Source organism: Schaedlerella arabinosiphila (genome assembly GCF_003885045.1).
GTDB lineage: Bacteria > Bacillota > Clostridia > Lachnospirales > Lachnospiraceae > Schaedlerella > Schaedlerella arabinosiphila.
Window position 1 is genome coordinate 695,519 of the sequence record NZ_RHJS01000002.1, and the last position, 12,498, is coordinate 708,016.

Here is a 12,498-nt window from a genome sequence, read left to right on the forward strand (position 1 = left end):
AATGTATACGAACGAAATAAATATCAGAGATCCATATGTTCTTGTACATGACGGCAGTTACTATTTATATGGAACCCGCAGCAATACCTGCTGGGGAAACGCGGAAGGTTTTGACTGCTATAAAAGTTCTGATATGGAACACTGGGACGGGCCGATGGAAATTTTTCGGCGTCCAGTTGACTTTTTCGCTACAGAAAGCTTCTGGGCTCCGGAATGCTATTACTATAACGGACGATTCTATCTGCTGACTACATTTGGCGGGCCGAAAATGAAAAAAGGGATTTATCTGTTAGTGTCAGATCATCCGGATGGAGGGTTCGTGCCTTATGGCGGCCGGCTGACACCGGAAAACTGGACTTGTATTGATGCAACTTTGTATTTTGAAAATAATCATGTATACATGATCTACTCTCATAGCTTTGAAGACACTCCGAATGCAGATATCTGTCTGGAAGAACTGGAAAGTGACCTTTCTTCGGCAAAGACTTGTCCAAGAGTGCTTTTCTCCGCAAAGGAGGCGCCCTGGTCAAAGCCTGTCCCATTTGCGGAACAAGAATTCGGCATGAAGGGGGATGTCTATTTTTCGGACGGCCCCTGTGTGTTCCGGATGGAAAATGGGAAACTATATCTTACGTGGTCAAGCTGGAGCAACGGAAGTTATGCGGTCGGCGCGGCGGTTTCTGAAAATGGGACAGTGGAGGGACCATGGACACAGATAGAAACACCAATCTGGCCGGAAAACGGAGGGCATGGAATGGTATTTCAGAGTCTTGAAGGAGAAAGATACTTTGTATTACATTATCCGAATGATAGAGCAAAGGAACGGCCATGCTTTAAGAGATTAGTATTAGAAGGAGATCGGTTAATGCTGTCAGATATAAAGGAGGCCGAACATGAAGCAGTTTGAAATGTATGAGATGAAATTTCGGTCACATAAGCCAGTGCTGTCCGAGGTGGCAGTAGAGCTGCAGGCTGAATTTGTACATGGGGAAGAAAAAACGGTTGTAAAGGGTTTTTATGGAGAAGATGGAAATTATTATCTTCGATTTCTGCCCAGGAAGACGGGCGCGGCCAGCACACTAGTATATCTGGATTATGTCATGAGAAGATTTTCTGCTATTCCTTCTATTTGGCGGAGTTTTGTATACCAGGGGAATGCAATCTGCAACATTTGACGGATATTTTTGCTTTCAAAAGTATCAAAGACTCTTGAATTAGCTTTTTGACCGTGTTATGATATGAAAAGAGGGAAAACAAAGAAGCGGCTACCCTCCGAATAAGTTTTAGCAGTAACCTTTTACAAGGTCAGCCGTCACTATTGGCAGTAGTGGCGGCTATTTCTTTTTATCCCTAAAAATCTGATATAACAGACTGATAAGGGCGACAACAAATGTACAAAACAAGAAAAAATCCTGATATGTAATCATCGTTATCCCCTCCTTCCTCTTTGGTCTGGAGGGTCAGCCCCTCCGACAATGGAGGGCAGCCGCCTTAGCTCTTTGATTTTCCCTGATAGCTATTATATCATGGGATTTTTTAACTACAATCACTTTTCAACTAAAAAAGCCTGCTAAAAAACAGACCTCTACAAATTTCTTCTTTCTCTTTTCGTTATCCGTTCCTATGCAATCGCTTTATTGTAATGATATTTTACGGATTCCTGATCTAAGCATACATAAACCTGCGTGGTACGCAGATCGGCATGTCCCAGAATCTCCGCAACCTCCTGAATTGGGACATTTTTCTTCACAAGGTCTGTCGCCAATGTCCTCCTGAACCTGTGAGGATGCACATTGTCCACCCCTGCCTTCATCCCCAGACGTTTAACCGCCACTTCTATTCCCTCTTTTCCCAATCTGTCAAAAGGCGCTTTTACAGATACAAACAACGCCGGGGTATCATCTGTCCTGCTCTTTAGATATTGCTGCAGGTACTCCGCTGATATCTCTGATAAATAAAATTTTCTCTCTTTTCCTCCCTTCCCGATCACTGTCGCTTCCCTTGTCAAAAATCATACGTATACAAGCATAGAACTGGCAAAGATTCTTTCGTAAATGCTGCTGGAACACATAATATTGTTCCGGGTATGTTAATTGCTTTAGATCAAATACAGGCATCTATAGCAAGCTACAATAGCGGCATTCATCAGGAGTTTTATGCGGAAGGTCGCATAAATTATCAGGTTGTTTTAAGCAAATATAGTAATGATTATTATGCTGGAATCATTATGAGTTCTCATATGTATAGTGAATCATATTTACCAATATTCTTTTCTTACGCTAATGGCGGGCAGTATGGTTTATTTATTCCGGAAAAAATAACTTAAAACATCATTATATACAATTGAAAGATTATGAGATCAGTAAAATATCATTACAATAAAGCGATTGCATAGGGAATAAATGGAAGAGTGAGAAATAGCTTAGGAACCTGTTTTGGCAGGTGTTTTTGTCGTTCAAAGATAATAGATTGAAAATACGGATATTGTGCTTCATAAAATCCCATGCTATAATAGCGGCATGGGAAACCAAAGAGCCAGGCGGCTTTCCCTCCTATAGCGGAGGGGCTGACCCTCCAGACGAAAGAAAGGGGGGGTTACCAATGTATGTTACATATGCGGATTTAATCCAAATTGGAATATTCATTGTCACCCTTATCGGGTTGTGTTATACAATCTTCAAGGGTAAAAAGAAATAGCCGCCACTACTGCCAATAGTGACGGCTGACGTAAAATGTTAGTTTAGCACTGTTCGGAGGGTAGCCGCTTCTTTGGTTTTCCTCTTTTCACATCATAACACGGCAAAAGGGTTAATTCAAGAGTCTGAAAGCAAAAATATCCGTCAAATGTTGTAGATTGCATTCCCGCGGTATACAAAACTCCGCTTTGGAAGAGATAGGAAGCGGAAATAGTGACGGCAGTAGATTCAAAAAGGTGTTTATGAACCAAGCAGAGTATACAGACGCAAACTCATTACCTGTATACACATTTGCATATGTGTTTAGTACGGCAACTAATATACCAAGTGGAGCAGCGAATGGCAGTTATATTATCACAATAGGCGTTCACAATGGGGAAAGGATGCAGATATATCTGCCACGTGCCATAGGGATTATGGGCGTAAGGTATATTATTAGCGGCTCATGGACAGTGTGGAAAAATATAACGCTTACATAAATTTCTATGATTCCATGATCCAGGTTGTAGAAAAATGCATGCTATTAACTTGCATTTACTGGGATGAAGATCCTAAACCCTCCTGCAGCCCTTGAAAAAAACGCGGGGTTATATCCATAATACGTCATTATTATTCCAGCGTATGTGTTGTAAGTTCTCTTACAAAAAATCACAAAGAAACTTTGTGCCCCTCCGGCAATTGTATGTATACCACTTTCATAATTTGCAATAGATTTTTCCAATGCATCAAGAGCAAGAGGCATATTCCCCACGTTAACATCAGTTTTGCCAAACGCATCCGCAAAGGATATTGTGCTTCCCACTGCAGTGTATACATAATTGCCTTCCAAAGCGGAGTTTTGTATACCAGGGATGATAAAATTTGCTATATTCTTAGAGTTTTCTTCACAAGAAAAGCACGAAAGACTATTGAATTACACTATCTAACGTGCTATGATGTGAAAAAGGGAAAGCCAAAGAAGCGGCTACCCTCTAAATACTAACAACTATGACATTTTACAATGTCTAGCCGTCAACTATTCGCGGTAGTCGGCGGCTATTTCCTTTTATCCCTAAAAATCTGATATAACAGACTGATCAGGGCGACAACAAATGTACAAAACAAGAAAAAATCCTGATATGTAATCATCGTTATCCCCTCCTTCCTCTTTGGTCTGGAGGGTAAGCCCCTCCGACAATGGAGGGCAGCCGCCTTAGCTCTTTGATTTTCCCTGATAGCTATTATATCATGTTTTTTTTAACTACAATCACTTTTCAACTAAAAAAGCCTGCTAAAAAACAGACCTCTCCAAATTTCTTCTTTCTCTTTTCGTTATCCTTTCCTATGCAATCGCTTTATTGTAATGTTTTCCGGCATTGTCCGCTGTGCTGACTGCGGCGAAAAGCTGTACTACTGCACAAGCAAGAATTTTGAAGCGCGGCAAGACCATTTTGTGTGTTCCACTTCAAGGCTGAAAGTAAAAGAAGTCTGCCCTATGGCAGCCTCTTTTTCCTCTTTAGAAGACTTCCCCTCCGTCTTCGTCAAATCATACCGCGGAATCATCGAAAAAGCCGTGCTTATAGCCGAACTGTAAAATCTCTCAGGGCGATCCGGACGCTGCGCTTTCAACCCCGTGCGTAGAGGACACGCTTTGGATCAACTTTTACCATGACTATTACGAAGAAGGAAGCCCGAAACTGACAGAAAGGAGCAACCACCACATAATTAAGCGGCTTATTCTGAATGACAGTGTTACTATTCATAATAGCATGACAGTGAAAAAATTTCTTAAACACCCTTGGCAAAGCGTACCAGACGTGACGTGGTTGAATCGGGGCTTTTAAAACGCACCTCTGGTATGCTAAAATGATAGAGAAAACAAAAAAAGACGTTCCAGCCAATGGTGGAATCTCCCCGATCCAACCGTTGGTTCGAGTGAAAAACATACAGTCAGGTGTATTGTTCAAGGAGAGAAAGAAGTATCCAACGGAAGATAATCATTTTTGGCCAAAATATAAAGGCATGAGATATGCACCGGAATATATTTTTTCAAAATGAATAGACTAAAATACATATTACAAAAAATACGAAAATATAAAAAACATAAGTTGCAACTTAGGAAATATAGTGATAATATAAAAACATAAGTTACAACTTAGGAAATATGTATATTGAATTAAAACATAAGTTATAACTTAGAAAAAATGAAGATCATAACATAGATCAGGGGAGAGGAGGAAACGACGTATGCATAAGCGAATCGAAAGGCCGGAATATCTGGAACAGCTAATACGTTTTCGGGAAAAAGAAGTCATAAAAGTAGTAACCGGAATACGCAGATGCGGGAAGTCTACGCTGTTTGACCTGTATTGCGAGTATCTGGTGCAGGATGGCGTGAGCAAAGACCAGATCATCCGCGTCAATATGGAAGATCCGGATTACCATGATATCCGGGATTATATGCAGCTGTATGATTGGATCCGGCAGCAGATGCATTCTGAAAAGATGAACTATATCCTGATCGATGAAGTGCAGAATGTGCCGGAATTTCAGAAGGCGGTTGACGGACTATATATAAAGGAAAATTGTGACGTCTATATCACGGGTTCTAATGCGTATCTGCTGTCGGGGGAGCTTGCCACACTGCTGGCCGGCCGCTATGTGGAGATTAAGATGCTGCCGCTGTCTTTTAAGGAATATCTGTCTGCGCTGGAGGATAAGACAGACCTGATGCTCAAATATCAGAACTATATCCAGAACGGTTCTTTTCCCTATGTGGTGCAGTTGGAAAAGAAGAGAGATATCCACGCATATCTGGAGGGGATCTATACGTCCATTATCCTGAAGGATATCATGGCCCGCTACCGGATCGCGGATGCAGGCGGGCTGGACAGCGTGATCCGTTTTATGTTTGACAATGTGGGCAACCTCTGTTCCGCAACCAAAATCGCGAACACCATGACCACCGCGGGAAGGAAGATCGCGATTTCTACGGTGGAGAATTATCTGGGGGCGTTGACGGAGTGCTTTATCCTCTATAAGGCGGGACGGTACGATGTGAAGGGAAAGCAGTATCTGACGACGGGCAACAAATATTATCTGTGCGATATGGGGCTGCGCTATTATCTGCTTGGGACAAAGCGGGCGGATCTGGGGCATATACTGGAAAATGTGGTTTATCTGGAGCTGCTGAGAAGAGGCTATGAGGTGTATATCGGAAAAGTGGGGATTGCGGAGATCGACTTTATCGCGATCGGTGAAGAAGGGGAGGAGTATTACCAGGTTGCGTTGACTGTTATGGAGGAAAGCACGTTGGAGCGGGAGCTTGCCCCCTTGGAAAGTATCCGCGACCACAATCCAAAGTATCTTCTGACAATGGATTTTACACCGCTGACCTCCCACAATGGGATCAAACAGTGGAATGTGCTTGAGTGGCTGATGAAGTGACAGGCTGCAGATCAAAGAATCACGAAAGGAAGGAGAGAAAACTATGACAGCATTTTTAAAGGATTTGTCAAAATTTTACGGAACCGGGGAGCGGAATCAGGCGGGACAGACCTTGGAGGAATTTTTGGAAGGGTATGATCCTTATAAATATCAGACGCCAAGCTGTACGGCAGATGCAGTGATCTTTTCCTGCGCAGAGCCTTTGACAAAGGAGCTTCGGGGGCTCAAGCTCCTTCTGGTGAAGAGGAGCAACCATCCGAGTATCGGTTTTTGGGCGCTGCCGGGGGGCTTTGTGGATATGGAGGAGAATCTGGAAGAGTCTGCAAAGCGGGAGCTGCTGGAGGAAACGGGAATCGGCGGTCTGCCCATGGAACAGATCGGGGCTTACGGGAATTATGACAGGGACCCCAGGACACGCGTAATCACCACGGCATATATGGCGCTTGTACAGGGGAAGGAGTTAAAAGCCCAGGCCGGGGATGACGCGGCAGACGCGGTGTGGTGCGAATTAGAGTTGGAAAAAATAGCGGACGGCGGGGTGGCTGATCCGAAAGCAGAGCTGCAGCAGGCAGAGGAAGGCAAAGACTCTGGTACGGATGCTTTCCGGAGCGGTGGGCAGCAGGGACAGGAGAACGAGATCACGACCTACCGGCTTTCCGTGAAAAACCAGGAAAAGGGTCTGGATACCTGCGCGCTGGTGGAACGCAAGAGACGCTCGGGGCTGATCCGGGAGGAGTCATTTGCGGTAAAGAACGGCGGGATGATCGCGGTGGACCATGCGGCGATCATTGTGCAGGCGCTGACGATTCTGCAGGAGCGGTGTGAAGGATAAAAGGATTGTCCTCGGTGATTGCATAGCTTGTTTTTGATTCCTCTATTTTTTCCTGATAGATCCGATACATCTGTACTACGGAAATCTTTCCGTTTTTTTGGGTGCGCAGTTCATACACGCTGCTGACCGCATAGGGAAGCTGCTGAAACATTCCGCTTCGGGAGATGATTACTATATAACAATCCGCGGTCTGAAACAGGGATTGAAATTTTTTCTCATAGAGATACCGGACATCCTCATCAACGAAAATAATGCTGTTGTGCGCATGTTCTAATTCCTGATGCCAGTCAGTCCGGTTTTCAAATATTTTAATCTGATAATCGCTGCTTTTGCTTACGTGTACTCCGGAGTCCTTTCCGAGTTCCGCATAATCAGAAAGGACTCGAATCATGGAGGTTTTTCCGGTACCGCTTTTTCCTTTGATTACAGTGACTTTCCTTTCAAGATTTAGCCGATAAATGACCTTTCTTGATTCTATTTCTAAAGAAAATCTACCTTTCATGACCGCCTCCTACATATGCGCACATTTTCAGAATCCAGTCTTCAGAAGTTCGGATTTCGGAACCGTCATTGAGACATCTTGCCTGAATGCCTGTTTTTTCGAACCCCAGATCGTATCCGCTCAGCGAAGCCCGAAAATCCTTTTTCTCAGCGATCTCAGAAATCCATTTTTCGCAGTTCTTTCCGCATACGATCAGATCCACATAAAAATCATCGAGTTTGTACATACAGATCAGTGCTTTTACTCCGCCGGAAAGCTTTTCCGGCGGGATTTGTCCCAGTACCGGGCTTTGGATACAGTATTTGTCCAGTACTTCGGAGCAGTCAACGTCCAGCACCATTTCTTTGACGAAAGGGTCGTCCAGCCAATCTTCATCGTAAGTGTTGTTAAAATATTTATCAATACTGAGGATGGCTTCCGTATCGTATCCGAAATATATATTCAGCATTGTTTTTACCTCCGGTTTCATTGGTTCCTGCGAAGCAGTATGCCGCGCTGACGCAGGGATTCTGACTTTCAGACAGAAATAGCATATTAGCCCTAAACACTCGTACGGGGCGGTAAGCGGGCAATTCTGTTCTGAATAGTTAAAGAATAACACAAAATGTCCTGGCCAACAATCATTTTGTATACCATTGTATGCAGAAATACTGTCAGCGGCAGGTTTTGTATGTTTTGCATGAATTTGACATAGGCTTTGTAAATAGTAAAAAACGATTCGCACTTATTTTTATGCTGCAATATGCCGACATTTATTAAAGGTTCTATTTATTCGTTGTATGAGCGATTCAAAAAAGCAGGAGGTTAGAATATCATGGAATCGAACGAAGATTCTATTAAAATATTGGAAATGAGAATCCGGCAGCAAATGGGTTATTCTCTGCAGAAGAACATGAAACCAGAAAATTTAAAGTACTATATGCCTTCTGCAGTACAGCCGAAACCGGATATCCGCCAGGAGATCCATATGGAAAACGCGCAATTCGTCCATTCGGCAGCAGATGCGGTCAAGCCGGGCATTCCCGTGGTCGGGGACGTCGGGAGAGAGGGGCAGATTCAGACAGGTACCGGGTCGGGGATTCCAATCCAGGCAGGAAGCGGAAGCCTGCCTCTCAGCGAGGAGTACATAGACCAGGTCATTGGGCCGCCGCCCATGATGGAATATGAGCATATAGAAATTCCGGAGCCAAAGGAGGTTCAGCATGCAAGGGCAATGAGCGGCTATGAACGATCTCATTCGCTGGAACGCAAAGAAATTTTTAATATGGAAGGGAAGCATTTTCTGGATTCAAAGGGATAAGCAGGAGTGCCGCCTGTTCCTGAAATTTAAAAAAGAAGATCCTATAGACCGGCGGCTGGCCTTATGTGCCCAGCCGCCTTTGAAATTCGTCGTAGTTTCGGGTATCCCCGGGACTGCAGTATACCGCAAATTCTATAGCCGTAAAATCATATGCAAATTCTTTTACAGCCTCTGCCATGGCTTCTGCCACGACCTTTGGGGAATTGCAGAATGCTCCGCATCCAAAGGCGCCCAGTATCAGCACCTCTTCCTGTTCTTGTTTGGCAATGCCCAGAATCCTTCTCATACGTTTTATATGAAGTTCCAGAAGTTTCCGTTCGGATAAGCGAACCGGCTTTTTTCCGCTGCCTGGATTCATGGCATTGCTGGGCTGCTCCCGCAGATTGGGGGCGGCGCAGGTGACCACATCAACCGTATACCAGTCGGATTCCGGCATCAGTTCGGGCTGCGGCGTATCGGTTTTGAATACCGTGACATTTGGGGTAAAAATGCAGTCATCGTTGTACCGGACATCCATGCGCTCCTCGCGGAGCAGCCGCCGGTGGCGGTTATGAAATTTTTCGGTTATACCCCTTTCTGTAATGTGAAAATACAGGCTGCTGCATCTGCAGATGGCCTCCTCCTGGGCATTGGAACCTCTGGTCACTCCGTTTTACATGCTTTCACGCAGTATATCCAGCCGGCGGGCCAGCATTTGATAATCCGTTTCACGCCCCCGGAACCATTGAGGATCAATCTCACGGATCTGGTTTAGCCCGATCTTCGATACGGCCTGCAGGGCCGCTTCCCTCTGCGTCATATACACTGGCAGGACGCTCAGGCAGTTTGCTCCGTCCGCATGGTCATAGGACTGGAAAGCCTGGTTAAAATCCATCAGGGGATGCAGCGAGATCGGCCGGTTTGTTTCGTTGTCTACGAGAAAACCCCAGTTTCCCCAGTGCCTGTCGGTATTCCCGACAAGGTAATCCAGAATATTCATCATGTAGTAGGAATGGCTGTCCAGTTCCAGGATATAAGCGGCCGGATCGATTCCTTCATTGACCGCGTAGATCTCAAACGCCTCTCTGGATACGATGGAATACCGCTTGGAAGTCATCAGTTCGCTGGAAGAAACCTTGATCCCCTCATAATAGGTTTCCTGATATACCACCTGGGGACAGCGGAAGCACCGGCAGACTTTGCTTGCCAGAAGTTCATTTTCCACGGCCCGGATGCCGCCGGCTTTGAGCAGCGTAAATCCCTGCTCATGCCGGAGCCATGCCTTGGGAAAGCACCCGTTTGTTGACAGGTCCGGAATCAGGCTGTCATTTTGTACCGTAATCTGGCGTCCGCGCAGGGAAACGTCAATAAATGCATTGTCCAAATGGTTGTCGTACAGGTTGGCCTCCTGAAATGTAATATCCTCATCCGGACGTTTTACCCAGTAGATATCCGTCAATGTCAGACAGCGGCAGGACAGTGCGATCCGTGCCCGGTCCCGGTCTGTTACAGCTTGTGCCGCCCCAATGCTGTTCAGGATTTCTTTGGCATATTGGCGGTCCAATGTGAGGATTCTGCCGGCACACCAGTATTGGAAATTTGTGAGATTATTGATCAGGGTGTCCAGTTCTTCATCGGTGTCGTCCAGATAGAGATTGTACGGCAGAAACTTCCCGCCGCCGAAGATCCTGCAGTGACCTTGTGTGTCAATCCTTGCCGCGGCCTGGCCGCCGTGCATGATTTCATAAGTCGTTTTTGCTGTTTTGTTCATGTTGGTTCCCGCTCTTTCTGCGCTGCTGTTTACATTCTTTACAATATTGAGTATAGTTCCATTGTACCAAGCCGCTGACGGAATAGCCAGCCCCAATACCAACTTTTATGTTATAGTTTACGGTCTGACCGCCAGCCCCATCACTGTATTTGCCGGATGCTTCGCAGCAAGTGCACGGCACCGCGTGAGCAGTAACGTCCAATCAGGAGTGTGACTTGTAACGAGAGATTTCAGCCAGCACGCCCATTTCCGTATTCCGGACGGTCAATGACAGATGGTGCAGGGTACAGATCTTTTTGGCCAGATACAGGCCAAGCCCCAGGTGTTTTTCGGCATCTTCCAAACGTCCCTGTCCGCTGTAGAACATCTCAAACACATGCGGAAGATCCGCGTCCGGAATCCGTTCCCCGGTATTTTCCATGCCGCACCGGTCCTTGCTGACAGTGATTCGGACCGTTCCGCCTTCCGTATTGCAGGAAACCGCATTGGACAGCAGATTCCAGACTGCTTTTTCCAGATATTTCCGGTCTCCGGTCAGGTGAAATTCTCCCTCCGGCTGATACAATACCAGAAGCTTTTTGGCGGAAATGACATCATCCAGCTTTTCCAGCTGCGTTTGAACCAGGTCATTGAGGTTAACCGGCTCTTTTTTTAGAACCAGCGTATCGGAATCCAGGCGGGATACATAGATCATTTCCGCCGCAAGGGCGTCCATTTCTTCGGTCTTGAGTATGATCTGATCCAGGTAATGATCCCGCTTTTCCGTTACCGTATCCTCCTTCAGGTTTTCCGCATAACCGCGGATGGCGCACAGGGGCGTCTTCAATTCATGGGCGATGGCATTGGTAAAATCGCGGCGGTTCTCCTCCAGGGCATCCCGCCGCAGGTTCGTCCGGTGGATGGCAAAAGCCAGGACACATGCGCATACCAGCATACAGGCAAAGCCCAGCAGATAGAAGTATTTCATATAATCCATGGCGGCAAGCCAGGGATGGCAGTCCACAGCCGCAACCAGAAAATAGGTGCCCGCAAGCTTATCATCCTTAAGAATGAAAAGTTCAGAGACTTTTTTTGTCTGCGGCAGGAAAGGCGGGAACTCATCAGCGGCCGCATTATATCTCGGTATCGTGTAGAACAGGTCATCGTCCAACTGCAGGTTCTGAAGAAATGGATTTTCCTGCCATGCAAGCCAGCGGTCATATCCGAGGCTGTTATACGGAAAAGAAGGGTAGCACTCCAGCTCAAAAAAATAATTTTGCGGAATCTTGGAAATGTCAATCTCCGGATTTGTCCATGACCAGACGATCCTGCCGTGATCCCAGATTTTATTTGAAAACAGGATTAATTCCTCCTGTTCCAGGTGTGTCTGTCTGTCAGCGGACACCTCAGCATTGTTTTTTTCTTTCTCATCTTTGTTCCAGTTCATTTTCTGTACTACGATCTGGACCGGCACATCGCTTCCTCTCTTGAATGCTATCATGATCCGGTAATCTAAAGAGTTATATACAGGCTGAGAACCCCCTTTTTCAGAAGAAGGAAAAGCCGATTTGCTGCGGAAGCTTGTGATCTGCAGATTTCCGTAATAGGCCAGCTCTTTGAGCTCGTCCTGACTGAGATAATCATCCACGAGTAAATACTCGCGAAACAGATTTGTATCCGGATTTACAAGGGAGAGCATATTTTTGCTTTGTGACAGGAGTTTTTTTTCTTCGTCAAACAGAGCAAAAGAGTATTGAAAATAGGCACTGACTGTCCCTGCCCTGTAACTTAGCATGGGGTCATAGTTGTGGGCGGCAGTTTTCAGGTATCCATTTGCCAGCCATTCTTCTTTTGCTTCTTTATCGCGAATGTTTTCTTCCATTTCATTGAAGATGGTATTAAAATATGTTTCAAAACGTTCCATAAATGTTCCCTTGATCAGAAATGTGGCGATTCCCATCAGCGCCAGATACAAGGCCAGAAATCCTGCCAGTACCGGCAGAAACGTGCGGA

General features: G+C 45.6%; 18 protein-coding genes. 9 read left to right on the forward strand and 9 right to left on the reverse strand.

Going from position 1 to position 12,498, the window contains the following annotated elements; translation table 11 throughout:
- The first annotated feature begins 1 nt into the window (after window position 1).
- Both EBB54_RS03710 and EBB54_RS03715 read left to right on the forward strand, forming a co-directional pair.
- Window positions 2-907, forward strand: a complete 906-nt coding sequence (locus EBB54_RS03710; RefSeq protein ID WP_125126403.1) for a glycoside hydrolase family 43 protein — start codon at window positions 2-4, stop codon at window positions 905-907.
- Window positions 894-1,175, forward strand: coding sequence for a DUF5060 domain-containing protein (locus tag EBB54_RS03715; RefSeq protein WP_125126404.1), 282 nt, complete (start codon window positions 894-896; stop codon window positions 1,173-1,175). Before EBB54_RS03710 ends, EBB54_RS03715 begins: the two co-directional genes overlap by 14 nt.
- A 159-nt stretch (window positions 1,176-1,334) precedes the next feature.
- On the opposite strand, the gene EBB54_RS32115 is transcribed toward EBB54_RS03715, so the two are convergent.
- Together EBB54_RS32115 and EBB54_RS03720 are read right to left on the reverse strand one after the other, a co-directional pair.
- Entirely contained in the window at window positions 1,335-1,427 is a 93-nt protein-coding gene (locus tag EBB54_RS32115; RefSeq protein WP_243127509.1) for a putative holin-like toxin, read from the reverse strand.
- Window positions 1,428-1,621: 194 nt separating this feature from the next.
- Complete coding sequence (locus EBB54_RS03720; protein ID WP_243127510.1) at window positions 1,622-1,990, reverse strand: tyrosine-type recombinase/integrase; 369 nt, start codon at window positions 1,988-1,990, stop codon at window positions 1,622-1,624.
- Window positions 1,991-2,086: 96 nt separating this feature from the next.
- Between EBB54_RS03720 and EBB54_RS29875 the strand changes: the two genes are divergently transcribed.
- Window positions 2,087-2,326, forward strand: coding sequence for a hypothetical protein (locus EBB54_RS29875; protein WP_148099335.1), 240 nt, complete (start codon window positions 2,087-2,089; stop codon window positions 2,324-2,326).
- 275 nt (window positions 2,327-2,601) lie between these two features.
- Window positions 2,602-2,697, forward strand: a complete 96-nt coding sequence (locus tag EBB54_RS31775) for a putative holin-like toxin (RefSeq protein ID WP_304973296.1) — start codon at window positions 2,602-2,604, stop codon at window positions 2,695-2,697.
- A gap of 522 nt (window positions 2,698-3,219) precedes the next feature.
- Here EBB54_RS31775 and EBB54_RS03730 read toward each other — a convergent pair.
- On the reverse strand, window positions 3,220-3,525 hold the full coding sequence (locus EBB54_RS03730) for a hypothetical protein (RefSeq protein ID WP_125126406.1): 306 nt from the start codon (window positions 3,523-3,525) through the stop codon (window positions 3,220-3,222).
- Window positions 3,526-3,731: 206 nt separating this feature from the next.
- The gene (locus EBB54_RS32435) at window positions 3,732-3,824 is read right to left on the reverse strand and encodes a putative holin-like toxin (RefSeq protein ID WP_302585340.1); all 93 of its coding nucleotides are present in this window, start codon (window positions 3,822-3,824) and stop codon (window positions 3,732-3,734) included.
- Window positions 3,825-4,038: 214 nt separating this feature from the next.
- Between EBB54_RS32435 and EBB54_RS32120 the strand changes: the two genes are divergently transcribed.
- From EBB54_RS32120 to EBB54_RS03745, 4 genes are all read left to right on the forward strand, one after another.
- The gene (locus EBB54_RS32120; RefSeq protein ID WP_243127511.1) at window positions 4,039-4,269 is read left to right on the forward strand and encodes a zinc ribbon domain-containing protein; all 231 of its coding nucleotides are present in this window, start codon (window positions 4,039-4,041) and stop codon (window positions 4,267-4,269) included.
- Window positions 4,270-4,541: 272 nt separating this feature from the next.
- Entirely contained in the window at window positions 4,542-4,733 is a 192-nt protein-coding gene (locus EBB54_RS29880; RefSeq protein ID WP_148099338.1) for a hypothetical protein, read from the forward strand.
- Window positions 4,734-4,922: 189 nt separating this feature from the next.
- A complete protein-coding gene (locus EBB54_RS03740; RefSeq protein WP_125126407.1) occupies window positions 4,923-6,122 on the forward strand; it encodes an ATP-binding protein in 1,200 nt (399 codons plus the stop codon).
- 43 nt (window positions 6,123-6,165) lie between these two features.
- Entirely contained in the window at window positions 6,166-6,954 is a 789-nt protein-coding gene (locus EBB54_RS03745) for an NUDIX domain-containing protein (protein ID WP_125126408.1), read from the forward strand.
- Here the strand turns inward: EBB54_RS03745 and EBB54_RS03750 are convergent.
- Both EBB54_RS03750 and EBB54_RS03755 read right to left on the reverse strand, forming a co-directional pair.
- Entirely contained in the window at window positions 6,908-7,456 is a 549-nt protein-coding gene (locus EBB54_RS03750; protein WP_125126409.1) for a P-loop NTPase family protein, read from the reverse strand. The two genes, EBB54_RS03745 and EBB54_RS03750, sit on opposite strands and share 47 nt — an antisense overlap.
- Window positions 7,446-7,904: a DUF4869 domain-containing protein gene (locus EBB54_RS03755; protein ID WP_162307075.1), complete on the reverse strand. Its 459-nt coding sequence runs from the start codon at window positions 7,902-7,904 to the stop codon at window positions 7,446-7,448. The genes EBB54_RS03750 and EBB54_RS03755 overlap by 11 nt, the downstream gene beginning before the upstream one ends.
- Before the next feature lie 366 nt (window positions 7,905-8,270).
- On the opposite strand from EBB54_RS03755, the gene EBB54_RS03760 reads away from it, so the two are divergent.
- Complete coding sequence (locus tag EBB54_RS03760; protein ID WP_125126411.1) at window positions 8,271-8,756, forward strand: hypothetical protein; 486 nt, start codon at window positions 8,271-8,273, stop codon at window positions 8,754-8,756.
- Window positions 8,757-8,817: 61 nt separating this feature from the next.
- On the opposite strand, the gene EBB54_RS03765 is transcribed toward EBB54_RS03760, so the two are convergent.
- The 3 genes from EBB54_RS03765 to EBB54_RS03775 all read right to left on the reverse strand — a co-directional run bounded on the left by EBB54_RS03765 (window position 8,818) and on the right by EBB54_RS03775 (window position 12,460).
- Entirely contained in the window at window positions 8,818-9,402 is a 585-nt protein-coding gene (locus EBB54_RS03765; protein ID WP_125126412.1) for a TIGR02452 family protein, read from the reverse strand.
- Window positions 9,403-9,408: 6 nt separating this feature from the next.
- Entirely contained in the window at window positions 9,409-10,506 is a 1,098-nt protein-coding gene (locus EBB54_RS03770; protein ID WP_125126413.1) for a HipA domain-containing protein, read from the reverse strand.
- 202 nt (window positions 10,507-10,708) lie between these two features.
- Window positions 10,709-12,460: a sensor histidine kinase gene (locus EBB54_RS03775; RefSeq protein ID WP_125126414.1), complete on the reverse strand. Its 1,752-nt coding sequence runs from the start codon at window positions 12,458-12,460 to the stop codon at window positions 10,709-10,711.
- Window positions 12,461-12,498 lie beyond the last annotated feature (38 nt).